The organism is Streptomyces sp. NPDC055955 (assembly GCF_042270245.1).
GTDB lineage: Bacteria > Actinomycetota > Actinomycetes > Streptomycetales > Streptomycetaceae > Streptomyces.
The window spans coordinates 252,467-265,041 of sequence record NZ_JBHJYS010000008.1 but is presented as its reverse complement, the minus strand read 5'-3'; the positions used below and the strand labels follow the sequence as shown (position 1 = coordinate 265,041).

Sequence of the window (12,575 nt, the reverse complement as noted above, 5' to 3'; positions counted from 1 at the left end):
AAACGGGGGTACGGTGGCCGCATGGGACATCGCGAGGATCTGCTCGAAGGCGCCAAGCGCTGCCTTCTGGAGAAGGGGTTCGTGCGCACGACGGCGCGCGACATCGTCAAGGAGTCGGGGACCAACCTGGCGTCGATCGGCTACCACTACGGCTCGAAGGACGCGCTGCTCGCGCAGGCGTACGTGGCGCTGGCCGAAGGAGCCTCGGACGACTGGAGCGCGGTGGGTCAACTGCCCGGCGCGCCCGGCTCGTTGGAGCGGTTCCGGGCCGTGATGGCCGGCATCACCGACAGCCTCGGCAAGCCCGGGTCGATCTGGCACCTGAGCATCGAGCTCGTGACGATGGGCGACAAGATGCCGGTCGTGCGCGAGCAGCTGGCGCAGGCCCAGCACGAGGCCGGCCGCGGCTTCATCGGCATGGTCATGGGGGAGGAGCCGCCCGCCGACCACCCGAGCGTGCACACCCTCGGGAAGCTCTTCTCGGTGCTGGTCCTCGGGCTCGTCGCCCAGCACACCTTCGACGCGGACTACTCGCCCAGCGCCGACGAACTCACCGAGGGCCTGAGGCTGTTGCTGGACGCGATGCGCGCGTCACAGGCGTCACAGGCGTGACGCCTTGATCCCCATGTGCAACAGCAGCCGGTCCTCTCCGTCGTCCAGGTCGAGCCCGGTGAGCTGCTCCACGCGGGACAGGCGGTAGTAGAGGGTCTGGCGGTGGATGCCCAGCTCCGCCGCCGTACGGCCCGCCTGGCCCGCGCAGTCGAGGAACACCTCGGCGGTGCGGGCCAGTTGACGGTTGGCCGGCAGCAGGAGCGGGGCCAGGACCGGGTCGTGCGCCGTGTCCGGAGGCAGCGCGGTGAGCAGGCGGTACGGGCCGATCGCCGCCCAGTGCGCGTCCGGGCCGAGACGAGGCTCGGCGAGCGCCGCACGCGCCGCGGCCGTCGCCTCCTGCCAGGCGGCCCCGAGGTCACCCAGTTCGCGCCGCGCGCCCCCGAACCCCGCCGCGACGACCGCCGTACCGGCGCGCTCCCGCAGCTTCGCCGTCGCCGCCATGGCCGGCCCGAGCGCGTCCGCCGAACGCAGCCGCACCAGGAGGGCCAGCGCCTGCCCGGCCGCGCCCCACGGCACGGTGCACAGCGCGTCGGCCGCCGGGATCGTCCGGAAGGACGGCGCGTCGTCCGGGTCGGCGTAGGGGCCTTCCCCGCTCGAGCGAAGCCGAGAGCTCGGGGAAGGCCACGGCGCGACGCACACCACCGCGTGCAGCCCGTCCGCGCGCGAGCCGAGCGCCGTGCGCAGGGCCGCCACCGCCATGTCCCGCTGCCAGCCGCGCTCGGCCGTGAGCACCTCGCGGAACTCGCGGGTCAGGTCGGCGCCCGCCTGCGCCTCGTCCGCGAGCAGCGCACCGATGCGGCCCGCCACCTCCATCGCGGCGGTCAGCTGCTGCTCGGTCGGCCCCGGATCGTCGTCGAGCAGCCACACATAGCCGAGGACGACACCCCGATGGCGTACCGGAAGGCAGATACGGCCCCGGTAGACCCCGGCCTCCGGGGTCGGCGGGATGCGGACGGGCCCGGTGGCGCGGGCGATGCCGAAGCCCTCGAACCAGGTGCGCACCGCCGCGGTGGAGCGGCGGGTCAGGATCGAGCGGGTGCGGACGGGATCCAGCGTCGATTCGTCGAAATCGCTGTCGCTGTCGTGCGCGCCGAACGCGATCAGCCCGAAATCCCGGTTCTCCAGCGTCGCCGGGGCGCTGAGCAGCGCCGAGATCTCGTCGACCAGTTCCTGGTAGTCGCCCTTCACCCCGCCATTCTCGCGCACCCCTCCGCGCTCCTCAGACAAATGTCTGAGGTGGCGGCCACAGATGCGTGACAGCTGTCGATGGCACTGGATCGGAGTCATCCTTAGATTTCACGGTGGTTCTCCGTGCCGTACCGGTCTGTTGCGATTCAATTCGTTTACACCGATACGGCCCCTCGTTCGTACTCTCCGTGGAGGTGCCCCGTGCTGGGTCCCGTGATTCTCGCCGCGTCGCGCAGCGACAGGATGCGCCGTTTCATCTCGGCAGCCCCCGGCACGAAGCAGGTCGTCGACCGGTTCATCGCCGGTGAAGGCGTCGACGACGTCGTGCCGATCGTCGTGGACGCCTGCGGCAAGGGCCTCGAAGTCACCCTCGACGTGGTCGGCGAGGACATCACCACCCCCGAGCAGGCCGCCGCCGCGCGCGACGCCTACCTCGAGCTGATCGCGCGCCTCAAGGACCTGGGCCTCGGCACCAAGGCCGAGATGTCCGTCAAGCTGTCGATGTTCGGCCAAGCGCTGGAGGGCGGCCACGAGCTGGCCCTCGCCAACGTCCGCCCGGTCGTCGAGGCCGCCGCCGCGATCGGCACCACGGTCACCCTGGACGCCGAGGACCACACCACCCTCGACTCGATGTTCGCCATCCACGAGGAGCTGCGGAAGGACTTCCCGCAGACGGGATGCGTCATCCAGGCCTACCTCTTCCGTACCGAGGACGACGCCCGCCGCCTGGCCGCCGCCGGCAGCCGCGTGCGCATCGTGAAGGGCGCCTACAAGGAGCCCGCTTCCGTCGCCTACCAGGACAAGGGCGAGATCGACAAGGCGTACGTCCGCATCCTGAAGGTTCTGATGGAGGGCGACGGGTACCCGATGATCGGGTCCCACGACCCGCGCCTCATCTCCATCAGCCAGGAGCTCGCCCGCCGCGCCGGGCGCAAGCTGGACGAGTACGAGTTCCAGATGCTGTACGGGATCCGCAGCGACGAGCACCTCCGGCTCGCCGCCGAGGGCCACCGGATGCGCGTCTACACCGCGTACGGCACCGACTGGTACGGCTACTTCATGCGCCGCCTCGCGGAGAAGCCCGCCAACCTGCTCTTCTTCGCCCGCTCCATCCTCACCAAGGGCTGAGCCCCACCCCTCTCAAAGGAGTTCTGAGACTCATGGACGCTGTAACCCAGGTCCCCGCTCCCGTCAACGAGCCGGTGCACGGCTACGCCCCCGGCTCCCCCGAGCGGGCGCGCCTCGAGATCAAGCTCAAGGAGCTTGCCGAGAACCCGATCGAGCTGCCGATGACCATCGGCGGCGTCAAGCGCCTCGGTGGCGGTGACGAGTTCACCGTCGTCCAGCCGCACAACCACAAGGCCGTCATCGGTACGGGCCGTGGGGCCACGCAGCAGGACGCGCAGGACGCGATCGACGCCGCGCTCGCCGCCGCCCCGGCCTGGCGCGCGATGTCCTTCGACGACCGCGCGGCGATCATCCTGCGCGCCGCCGAGCTGCTCTCCACGACGTGGCGCGAGACCCTCGCCGCGTCCACGATGCTCGGCCAGTCGAAGACGGCGCAGCAGGCCGAGATCGACACCCCCTGTGAGCTCGTCGACTTCTGGCGCTTCAACGTGCACTACGCGCGCCAGATCCTCGCCGAGCAGCCCCCGGCGAACTCCACCGGTGTGTGGAACCGTATGGACCACCGCCCGCTCGAGGGCTTCGTCTACGCGATCACGCCCTTCAACTTCACCGCCATCGCGGGCAACCTCCCCACCGCCCCCGCCCTCATGGGCAACGTGGTGGTCTGGAAGCCGTCCCCGACGCAGACCCACGCCGCCGTGCTGCTCATGCAGCTCCTCGAAGAGGCCGGCCTGCCCAAGGGCGTCATCAACCTCGTCACCGGTGACGGCATCGCGGTCTCCGAGGTCGCCCTCAACCACCGCGACCTGGCCGGCATCCACTTCACCGGCTCGACCCCGACCTTCCAGCACCTGTGGAAGACGGTCGGCGAGAACATCGCGAAGTACCGCACCTACCCGCGTCTCGTCGGCGAGACCGGCGGCAAGGACTTCGTCGTCGCCCACCCGAGCGCCGACCGCGCCGTCCTCAAGACAGCCCTGACCCGCGGCTCCTTCGAGTTCCAGGGCCAGAAGTGCTCCGCGAGCTCGCGGGCGTACATCCCGGCCTCCATCTGGAACTCCGGCTTCAAGGAGGAGTTCGCGGCCGAGGTCGACGGCATCAAGATGGGTGACGTCACCGACCTGTCGAACTTCATCGGCGCCGTCATCGACGACCGCGCGTTCGCCAAGAACAAGGCGGCCATCGACCGCGCCAAGGCCGACGACTCCTGCACCATCGTCGCGGGCGGCACCTACGACGACTCGGTCGGCTACTTCGTGCGCCCGACCGTCGTCGAGTGCGCGGACCCGGAGAACGAGGTCTTCAAGACCGAGTACTTCGGCCCGTTCCTCGCCGTCCACGTCTACGAGGACGACAAGTACGACGAGATGCTGACCCAGATGGAGTCGGCGTCGGACTACGCCCTGACGGGCTCGGTCATCTCCAACGACCGTGCCGCGGCCGCCTACACGATGGAGAAGCTCCGCTACGCCGCGGGCAACTTCTACATCAACGACAAGTCGACCGGTGCCGTCGTCGGCCAGCAGCCCTTCGGCGGCGGCCGCGCCTCCGGCACCAACGACAAGGCCGGCGCCCCGCAGAACCTCCAGCGCTGGACCCTGACCCGCGCCATCAAGGAGACGCTGGTCCCGCCGACCGAGTACGGCTACCCGCACATGGGCTGACGCCCACCCCGGGCGGCCCGCACGGGCCGCCCCCACCCGCCCCCGCCTCCGACCAGGGCCCCACCCCGGTCGGAGGCGGTGTCGTGTCCGGGGTCAGAGCAGTGCGTCCACAGCGACGCGCGTGATGTCGGCGGCGATCCGGTCCTCGCCGGGGGTGTCCGGGTCGAGCCGGGTCGTGTACACGGAGACGATCAGGGGAGCCCCGCCGCCCGGCGGCCAGGCCACGGCCACGTCGTTGACCCCGCCGTAGGCGGGTGACCCGGTCTTGTCGCCGACCCGCCAGCCCGGCGGGAGCCCCGCGCGGATCCGCTTGTCGCCGGTGGTGTTCTCCACCAGCCACCGGATCAGCTGGCCGCGGTCGAGCGGGTGCAGGGCGTCGCCGAGGACCAGCGCGCGCAGGTCCTCGGTCATGGCGGCGGGCGTCGTGGTGTCCCGCCGGTCGCCGGGGAGGTTCGTGTTGAGGTCGGTCTCCCACCGGTCGAGCCGGGTCACGGTGTCGCCGAGCGAGCGGGCGAACGCGGTGACGCCGGCGGGGCCGCCGATCCGGCGCATCAGCAGATTGGCCGCGGTGTTGTCGCTGTAGGTGAGGGCGGCGTCGCACAGCTCGCGCACCGTCATGCCGGTTTCGAGGTGCAGCTCGGTGCGGGGCGAGGCGGCCACGAGGTCGTCGCGTCCGTAGCGGATCAGTACGTCGAGGAGCCCGGGCTCCTGCTCGCGCGCCCTGCGCAGGATCGCCGAGGCGGCCAGCACCTTGAACGTCGAGGCGATCGCGAAGCGTTCGTGCGCGCGGTGGGCGAGGACGGCGCCGGTGCCGGTGTGCAGGGCGTGCACCCCGATGCGGCCGGGGTAGCCCGCCTCCAGCTCGCTCAGCCGGCGCCGGGCGTCGCCGCCGGCCTCGGGGGAGGGCGCCGCGCTCGCGGTGCCGGGCACGGAGAGGAGGACGGGCGTCAGGGACGCGGCGGCGAGGAGGGTCCTGCGGGCGGGAGGTAAGTTCATGATCTCGAAGGTACGTGAGCGGACTCGGGGACGCCGCTGTCATCACCTGGTTCGTGGCGCGGCGTGGCCCGCTGTGGCCGTTCGCGTCAGCTCCAGCCCGCCACGACGAGCGAGAGACCGGTCGCGAAACCGCCGCACAGCAGGACCAGATAGAGCCCGTAGAGCCTGCGCAGCCGGTGGACCAGGAAGCCGAACGCGCCGAACGCGAGCCCCACGGTGAGCGTGCGCGAACCGCGGGCACGTGCCGACTCGGACAGCCAGTCCGTGACGGGGACGGCCGCGCGGCCCGCCTCCTGCACGTAGACCTTGAAGGGGATGCCGTTCCAGGGCTGGTGGCGTACTGCCGACGCGCCCTCGACGGACAGCTCGTGACGGACCTCCGCCCGCATGCGGTCCGTCGTCAGCGGCGCGGGCAACGTCGCGCCCATGGAGGCCAGTTGGAGCGCGAGCAGGCCGCCCGCGAGGCTGCCCGCGAGCGCGGTGACGGACAGCTTCAGGGCCCGGCGCGGCACCGCCACGCACGCCACCGCGAGGAACAGTTCCGGCATCAGGGGCCAGCTCAGCGCCTCCGCGAACGCCCATGCGAAGCCCAGGAGCAGCCCGAGCCGCGCGCTGATCACGCGGGCCAGGACCCTGCGGACACGGGAGTCCCGCAGCGGCTCCGCGACCGTACGGTCATGCAGCGCCGCGACCGCTCGGCGGGCCTCCTCCGGAGTGGCCGTGTACGGGAGCGGCTCGCCGATCCGCACCCGGACCAGGGACGGGCGCAGCCTGCCGTGCTTGGGCAGGAGCCGGTCCGTGCCCGCGATCCCGACCGGCACGACCGGCACGCGCGCGTGCTCCGCCAGGACCAGCGCGCCGCGGTGGAACGACCCGAACTCACCCGCACGCGCGCGCGTGCCCTCGGGGAAGAGGACCACGGCCCGGCCCGCGCGCAGCGTGTCCGCCATGCCGAGCAGGTCGTCCATGCCCCCGCCCGAGCGCCGCACCGGGAACCCGGCGGCGAGGCGGCTGCAGATCCGGGCGCGCCAGGGCGAGGCGAACCAGTAGTCGGCCGCCGCACCGATCGCCGGCGCGTGCGACGCGTCGAGCGCGGCGAGCAGCGCCGCGGTGTCGGCGTGCGAGCGGTGGTTGGCGACCACGACGCAGCCGCCGCGCGGGAGCCGGCCCCGGCGTTCCACACCGCCGGTGAGGGTGAGGACGAGCCACCACAGGGCGTGGCGAAGGCGGGCGGCGGCACGGGCCGGGCGCACCCGGGCCGCGGCGGTCACGGTCGTCGTCACAGGGTCACCACCATCACGAGGAGCAGGGCCACGAGGAGTGAGTCGATACGGTCGAGGAGTCCGCCGAAGCCGGGCAGCCAACTGCCCGCGTCCTTCACGCCCGCCTCGCGCTTCACCATCGACTCGACGAGATCGCCGAGGACGCAGCCGGCGAGGACGGCCGCCCACAGGACCGGTGTGAACGCGCCGACTGCCGCGAGCGCGGCGGCAGTTGCCGCGGCCGCGCCGACCACGCCCGCCCACGTCTTGTTGGGGGACAGCGGTGACAGGCGCCGCGCGAGCGGCCCGCGCCGGCCGAGCGCCGTACCGCCGCACCACGCGCCCACGTCGCCGAAGGCCACCGCGACCCCCACCGCGAGCGCCGTGTCGCCGAGCAGCACGAGGCCGCTGAGCGAGACCGGGATCCACAGGAGACCGAAGAGTGTGTGTGACGCGCGTGTGAAGCCCTGCTCGGCGTCGCCCGCGCAGACCGCCGCGAGGACGGCGAGCACGAGAAGCGCTCCCGTCGTGCGGGGGTCGGGCCCGGCAAGTTCCGCTCCGGGGAGGGCGATTGCCGCGGCTGCCAGTACGGTCCGCTCGGCGCGGGGCAGGTCCACCATCCGCGCGTACTCGCCCACGGCGACCACGCCGAGCCCGGCCGCGAGCGCGAACGCGCCCGCGCGGCCCACGAAGAAGGCCCCGATGAACAGCGGCGCGGACAGCGCCCAGGTCCGCCACCGCCTGCGCAGCTCGGCCCGCATCCGTACCCGGGACGGCAGCGAGGCGACGGCGACGCCACCGGCCCCGAGGACCCCGGCCACGACCGGGACGGCCCGCCCGGCCACCTCGCCGGCGACGAACACGGCGCTCATCGGGTGCCCCGCAGCTGAGTGCCGCGGTCCGCGGGGGACTGCGGGCGGGTGTGCGTGATGCCGCCCGACACCTCGCCGGGGTCGAGGGGGAGGCTCCGACCGTGCTCGGAGGGAAGGGAGCCGAGCGTGGGGGAGGAGGGCGGGGGCGGGGACGGGCGGCGTCGGCCGGCCGGGGACGCGGGATCCGCCCCCCGCACCACAGGCTTCTCGCTCTCCGCAGCCGTCTCTGTAGCCCTGGCCCTCTCTGTAGCCCTGTCCCTCTCTGTCGCCACGCGCTTGTCTGTAGAGACAGCCCGCTCGATAGCCACAGCAGCCACAGTCGTCTCGGGCTGCCCAAGCGCCCGCCACACCCACACCGCCCGCACCACCGCCGTCACCGCGGAGCCCGCCGCGGCGGCCGCGAGCACCGGTACCGCCCAGCCCGAGGCCGCGGCCACGACCGCGAGGAGGCAGCGCTCCGTCTTGCCGACCGGGCCGCCGTTGCGCCGGGGCGCACCCGCCGCCGCGCCCGCCAGCGAGACCCATGAGGGCAGCGTCGTCGCAAAGGCCGCCGCGGCCACCAGCCACAGGGGGGCCAGCGGCAGGAAACCCGCGACGACGAGCAGGTCGGCCGCGCGGTCACCCAGCTCGTTCAGGAGCGCGCCGCGCCGCGTCGTGCGGCCGGTGTCGCGGGCGAGCGCGCCGTCCAGGTTCGCGAAGGCGAGCCGCCCGGCGAGCAGCACCGTCACGGGCAGCGCGGCCGCCGGCGCCGGCAGCCAGGCGAGCGCGGCCGCCGCGCCCGCGGCGCACACGACACCGGCCGCCGTCAGGGTGTCGGGCGAGACCCGCCGCGCGGCGAGCGCGCGGCGCAGGCCGGAGAGCCGGCCCGCGTACCAGGGCTTGAGAGCGTAGAGGCCGTTCATGAGGACGACTGTGCCGCCGCGGACGCGGCGTGAAATCGGCACGCGTACTCAAATGGGGCGTGAGTACGGTGTCCCGGTGACCACGCTGAGCACCGCACACACCGCCGACCTCACGCGAGCCGAACTCCGTTCGGTGCACGCCCTGTTGGACGACGCCTTCGACGGCGGCTTCAGCGACGACGACTGGGACCACACCGTCGGAGGCGTGCACGCGCTCGTGCGCGACAGCGCCGGTGACCTCGTCGCGCACGGCTCCGTGGTGCAGCGCAGGGTCGCGCACGCGGGCCGCCCGCTGCGCACCGGCTACGTCGAGGGCGTCGCCGTCCGTGCCGACGCGCGCAGGAGCGGTCTGGGCGGTCAGGTGATGGCGGCCCTGGAGCGGGTGATCGACGCCGCCTACGAACTGGGCGCGCTGTCGGCGTCGCCCGACGGGGCCGGGCTCTACCGGGCGCGCGGCTGGGAGCAGTGGCAGGGCGCCTTCGCCGCGTACGGCCCCGACGGGCCGGTGCCGCTGCCCGACGACGAGAGCGCGCCGTACCTGCGCCGCGTCACCGCCGCGCTCGACCCGGCCCAGGCGCTGCTCTTCGACTGGCGGGGCGGCGACATTCTCTGAGCCCGGAACGCCGGCTGACGCCTGCGTGACGTCCCCCGCCCACGTGCGTGCCGTCTCAGATAGTAGGAAGTCCGAGTAATTGTGGAGACAGAAGCGGGGTCCTCGCTTAGCTTTGTAGGAGCCGAACGTCTCGCTCGATCCAGCGAATGGCGGTCGTGAGCCGAGCAGAAGGCAGGCAACCCCTGCGGCTCCAGGCTCCCCGCCTCTTCCGGCGCCTCGAAATCCCATGTGATCTCAAGGAGTCGATCTCTCATGGCCACAGCGACGCCCGTCCGCCGCCGAGTCCGTCACGCATCGCCGTCCGATTCAGACCGCAAGAACGCCGCCGCCGCCCTGCAGCGAGCCCTCGACCGCAGGGACAACGGCGGAGAGACGGGGCACGAGAGCCGCTAGGGCCCCGCCCCTACGGCTGTGTGCCGCGCCTGATCTCGAAGTAGTCGATGCGCTCGCCGCTCTCGGCCAGTGCGGAGACCTTCAGTGTCGGTGTCACACCCGCCCCGCCGGTCTCCGCCTCCACCGCGAGGAACGAGAAGCCGGTGTACCGCACCCGGGACCACTCCACGGTGTCCGGGTCCGGCAGGCGTGACTTCGTCCAGTGGAACGTCACGATCGACTCGCGGTCGTGGACATGGCCCTCGTAGCTGTCCCCGACCCCGATGCCGAACCCGTAGAGGTCCTTGCCGGCGCCGCCCGCGGTGACGTACACGATGCCGTCGCGCGTCGGATCGGTCGACGCGCCGACCGGCACCGGCTTGCCCACCTCTCCGTCCTTGATGGCGTCCGTGCGCTCGTACACGTGGTTGTGCCCGTTGATCACCAGGTCCACCTGGTGCTCGGCGAACAGCGGCAGCCACGCGGCGCGCACCCCGCCGTCGGAGGCGTGCGTCGACGTCGAGTACGCGCAGTGGTGGAAGAAGACCACCACGAAGTCGATGTCCTTGCGCGCGCGCAGCTCACCGAGCCGCTCGGCCAGCCACGCGGTCTGCTTACCGTCCGTGTAGCCCTTGTTGGCGGGGATCTCGTACGAGACGTCGTTCGCGTCGAGCGCGACGACGCCCACGTTCCCGTACACGAAGGAGTAGACGCCCGGCGCGTTCCGCGGGTCCGGGCCGTTGTCCGGCAGGGTCCAGCGGGCCGACTGGCCGCCGTACCCGTTGGGGGAGTACCAGGCCTCCATGTCGTGGTTGCCGGTCGTCACCATCCACGGCACCGACTTCGCGACCGACTCCGTCTGCGCGAGGAACTGGTCCCACACGCGCGCGTCGTACGTGTCCGACTCCTTGCCGTGCCCGCTGCTGTCGGCGTAGCAGATGTCACCCGCGTGCAGATGGAACGAGGGGTTCTGGCCCAGGATCAACTGGTCGTTGGCGAGCGCGTCATAGCTGACGCCCTGGTCGCCGAAGGCCGTGAAGACGAACTTCTCCGCCTTCGCGGGCGCCGTGCGGAAGGAGCCGATCGTCGCGATGCGCTCCGCGGAGGCCGGGTCGAAACCGTCGTGGCCCACTCCGTAGTAGTACGTCGTCCCGGGGGCCAGGCCGTCCAGGGCCGCGTGCAGGTAGTGCTGCTCGACCGCCGGGAGCTTCTTCGACAGGCTCGGGGTGTGCAGCGCGCGCACCTCCGCCTCGATCTTCCGGCTGAGGTCCCAGGGTGTGAGGCCCACCCGTACGAACGGCCTTCGCACCGCGAACGGCACCTGCCAGGAGATCCGCATCTGCGTCTTCGGATCGGCGCCGAAGGCGAGGTGGCGGGCGAAGGGCGCGACGAGGGAGCCGTCGACCCGCACGGCCGCCGAGCGGACGGGAGCGGCGGTGGACGGCGTCGCGTACGCCGTGGAGGCCGAGCCGCCCAGGAGGGTCAGGCCGCCCAGGCTCGCCGCGGTCCCGGTCAGGGCGCGCCGCCTGCTGAACCGGGCCCGCAGGTACTCGTGCTGCTCCGGCATGCTCAGGCGGCGGGCCAGCTGCTCGGGGATGCCGACGTCGGGTGTGTCCATGAGAAGAGAACTTCCCAGTAACAACCAACAAGGGCCATACCTGCGGGTGAACATAAATCGACCGAACGGCGGCCCGTACGGCCGGCGACGGGGCGGCCCGCGCGGGGCCTGTCCGAATGGCGGACAGTGAGTGTCATCCCATGGGACGCCGAAGTAGGGTGCCCGTATGTCGGCTAGCTCTCGCATCCTCAATCTCGCAGTGATCCCCGGTGACGGCATCGGCCAGGAGGTCGTGGCCCAGGGGCTCAAGGTCCTCGGCGCCGTCCTCCCGCAGGATGTGAAGCTGGAGACCAAGGAATACGACTTCGGCGCCAGGCGCTACCACGCGACCGGTGAGACCCTCACCGACGCCGATGTCGAGGCGCTCAAGCAGCACGACGCCATCCTGCTCGGCGCGATCGGTGACCCCTCGGTCCCGTCCGGCGTCCTCGAGCGCGGCTTCCTGCTCAAGCTCCGCTTCCTCTTCGACCACCACGTCAACCTCCGCCCGAGCAAGCTGCTCCCGGGTGTGGCGACGCCCCTCAAGGGTCAGCCGGAGATCGACTTCATCGTGGTCCGCGAGGGCACCGAGGGCCCGTACACCGGCAACGGCGGCTCGATCCGCACCGGCACCCCGCACGAGGTCGCCACCGAGGTCTCCGTCAACACGGCGTTCGGTGTCGAGCGCGTGGTCCGTGACGCCTTCGCCCGCGCCCAGGCCCGCCCCCGCAAGAAGCTCACGCTGGTCCACAAGAACAACGTGCTGTCCTTCGCGGGCCACCTCTGGACGAACATCTTCAACAAGGTGGCCACGGAGTTCCCCGAGGTCACCACGGACTACCTGCACGTGGACGCGGCGACGATCTTCCTCGTCACCGACCCCGAGCGCTTCGACGTGATCGTCACCGACAACCTCTTCGGCGACATCATCACCGACCTCGCCGCCGCCGTCTCCGGCGGTATCGGCGTCGCGGCATCCGGGAACATCAACCCGTCCCGCGAGTTCCCGTCGATGTTCGAGCCGGTCCACGGCTCGGCCCCCGACATCGCCGGCCAGGCCAAGGCCGACCCCACGGCCACGGTCCTGTCCGTGGCACTCCTGCTGCGTCACCTCGGTTACGAGGCCGAGGCCGCCCGCATCGAGGACGCCGTCTCCGCCGACCTGGCCGAGCGCGGCACCACCGTGCGGTCGACCGACGAGATCGGCGACGCGCTCGCCGGACGAGTAGCCGGCTGACCCGCCGCGCTTAATGCACTTAAGCAGCCGCCGGGTCGCATCCGCACCCGGCGGCTTCACCTTTGCGGTCCCCGGGTGCCACCATCAACCCCTGGGCCGCACCTCACGCTGTACCCGTACGGGCTGTTTTCG

Annotated in this window: 12 protein-coding genes; 6 read left to right on the top strand and 6 right to left on the bottom strand. The window is 72.1% G+C overall.

The window, feature by feature from the left end; genetic code table 11:
* Positions 1–21 precede the first annotated feature (21 nt).
* Positions 22–612: a TetR/AcrR family transcriptional regulator gene (locus tag ACFC96_RS18820; RefSeq protein ID WP_376259286.1), complete on the top strand. Its 591-nt coding sequence runs from the start codon at positions 22–24 to the stop codon at positions 610–612.
* On the opposite strand, the gene ACFC96_RS18815 is transcribed toward ACFC96_RS18820, so the two are convergent.
* Positions 601–1,818, bottom strand: coding sequence for a PucR family transcriptional regulator (locus tag ACFC96_RS18815; RefSeq protein ID WP_376259284.1), 1,218 nt, complete (start codon positions 1,816–1,818; stop codon positions 601–603). The two genes, ACFC96_RS18820 and ACFC96_RS18815, sit on opposite strands and share 12 nt — an antisense overlap.
* Positions 1,819–2,001: 183 nt before the next feature.
* Here ACFC96_RS18815 and ACFC96_RS18810 point away from each other — a divergent pair, with 183 nt between their 5' ends.
* Positions 2,002–2,928: a proline dehydrogenase family protein gene (locus ACFC96_RS18810; protein WP_376259283.1), complete on the top strand. Its 927-nt coding sequence runs from the start codon at positions 2,002–2,004 to the stop codon at positions 2,926–2,928.
* 32 nt (positions 2,929–2,960) lie between these two features.
* Positions 2,961–4,592 (top strand): L-glutamate gamma-semialdehyde dehydrogenase, encoded by a 1,632-nt coding sequence (gene pruA / locus ACFC96_RS18805; protein ID WP_376259281.1) that lies wholly within the window; start codon positions 2,961–2,963, stop codon positions 4,590–4,592.
* Between the two features lie 93 nt (positions 4,593–4,685).
* On the opposite strand, the gene bla is transcribed toward pruA, so the two are convergent.
* From bla to ACFC96_RS18785, 4 genes are all read right to left on the bottom strand, one after another.
* Positions 4,686–5,588, bottom strand: a complete 903-nt coding sequence (bla, locus tag ACFC96_RS18800; protein WP_376259279.1) for a class A beta-lactamase — start codon at positions 5,586–5,588, stop codon at positions 4,686–4,688.
* An 86-nt stretch (positions 5,589–5,674) separates the two neighbouring features.
* Complete coding sequence (locus tag ACFC96_RS18795; protein WP_376613192.1) at positions 5,675–6,871, bottom strand: lysophospholipid acyltransferase family protein; 1,197 nt, start codon at positions 6,869–6,871, stop codon at positions 5,675–5,677.
* Positions 6,868–7,722 (bottom strand): phosphatidate cytidylyltransferase, encoded by an 855-nt coding sequence (locus ACFC96_RS18790; RefSeq protein WP_376613191.1) that lies wholly within the window; start codon positions 7,720–7,722, stop codon positions 6,868–6,870. The genes ACFC96_RS18795 and ACFC96_RS18790 overlap by 4 nt, the downstream gene beginning before the upstream one ends.
* On the bottom strand, positions 7,719–8,624 hold the full coding sequence (locus tag ACFC96_RS18785; RefSeq protein WP_376613189.1) for a CDP-alcohol phosphatidyltransferase family protein: 906 nt from the start codon (positions 8,622–8,624) through the stop codon (positions 7,719–7,721). Before ACFC96_RS18785 ends, ACFC96_RS18790 begins: the two co-directional genes overlap by 4 nt.
* Before the next feature lie 52 nt (positions 8,625–8,676).
* On the opposite strand from ACFC96_RS18785, the gene ACFC96_RS18780 reads away from it, so the two are divergent.
* On the top strand, positions 8,677–9,237 hold the full coding sequence (locus ACFC96_RS18780; protein WP_376613187.1) for a GNAT family N-acetyltransferase: 561 nt from the start codon (positions 8,677–8,679) through the stop codon (positions 9,235–9,237).
* A gap of 252 nt (positions 9,238–9,489) precedes the next feature.
* A complete protein-coding gene (locus ACFC96_RS18775) occupies positions 9,490–9,630 on the top strand; it encodes a hypothetical protein (RefSeq protein WP_356285772.1) in 141 nt (46 codons plus the stop codon).
* A 10-nt stretch (positions 9,631–9,640) separates the two neighbouring features.
* Here the strand turns inward: ACFC96_RS18775 and ACFC96_RS18770 are convergent, their stop codons facing one another.
* Positions 9,641–11,227, bottom strand: coding sequence for a purple acid phosphatase family protein (locus tag ACFC96_RS18770; RefSeq protein WP_376259270.1), 1,587 nt, complete (start codon positions 11,225–11,227; stop codon positions 9,641–9,643).
* A 166-nt stretch (positions 11,228–11,393) separates the two neighbouring features.
* Here ACFC96_RS18770 and ACFC96_RS18765 point away from each other — a divergent pair, with 166 nt between their 5' ends.
* Positions 11,394–12,443 carry a 3-isopropylmalate dehydrogenase gene (locus tag ACFC96_RS18765; RefSeq protein WP_376259268.1) on the top strand — a complete coding sequence of 350 codons (1,050 nt, stop codon included), beginning with the start codon at positions 11,394–11,396 and terminating at the stop codon, positions 12,441–12,443.
* Positions 12,444–12,575 lie beyond the last annotated feature (132 nt).

Coding starts and splice junctions, on each gene's coding strand:
- ACFC96_RS18775 (WP_356285772.1), top strand. CDS start 9,490: ATGGCCACAGCGACGCCCGTCCGCCGCCGAGTCCGTCACGCATCGCCG.
- pruA (WP_376259281.1), top strand. CDS start 2,961: ATGGACGCTGTAACCCAGGTCCCCGCTCCCGTCAACGAGCCGGTGCAC.
- bla (WP_376259279.1), bottom strand. CDS start 5,588: ATGAACTTACCTCCCGCCCGCAGGACCCTCCTCGCCGCCGCGTCCCTG.
- ACFC96_RS18780 (WP_376613187.1), top strand. CDS start 8,677: ATGGGGCGTGAGTACGGTGTCCCGGTGACCACGCTGAGCACCGCACAC.
- ACFC96_RS18785 (WP_376613189.1), bottom strand. CDS start 8,624: ATGAACGGCCTCTACGCTCTCAAGCCCTGGTACGCGGGCCGGCTCTCC.
- ACFC96_RS18790 (WP_376613191.1), bottom strand. CDS start 7,722: ATGAGCGCCGTGTTCGTCGCCGGCGAGGTGGCCGGGCGGGCCGTCCCG.
- ACFC96_RS18770 (WP_376259270.1), bottom strand. CDS start 11,227: ATGGACACACCCGACGTCGGCATCCCCGAGCAGCTGGCCCGCCGCCTG.
- ACFC96_RS18765 (WP_376259268.1), top strand. CDS start 11,394: ATGTCGGCTAGCTCTCGCATCCTCAATCTCGCAGTGATCCCCGGTGAC.
- ACFC96_RS18820 (WP_376259286.1), top strand. CDS start 22: ATGGGACATCGCGAGGATCTGCTCGAAGGCGCCAAGCGCTGCCTTCTG.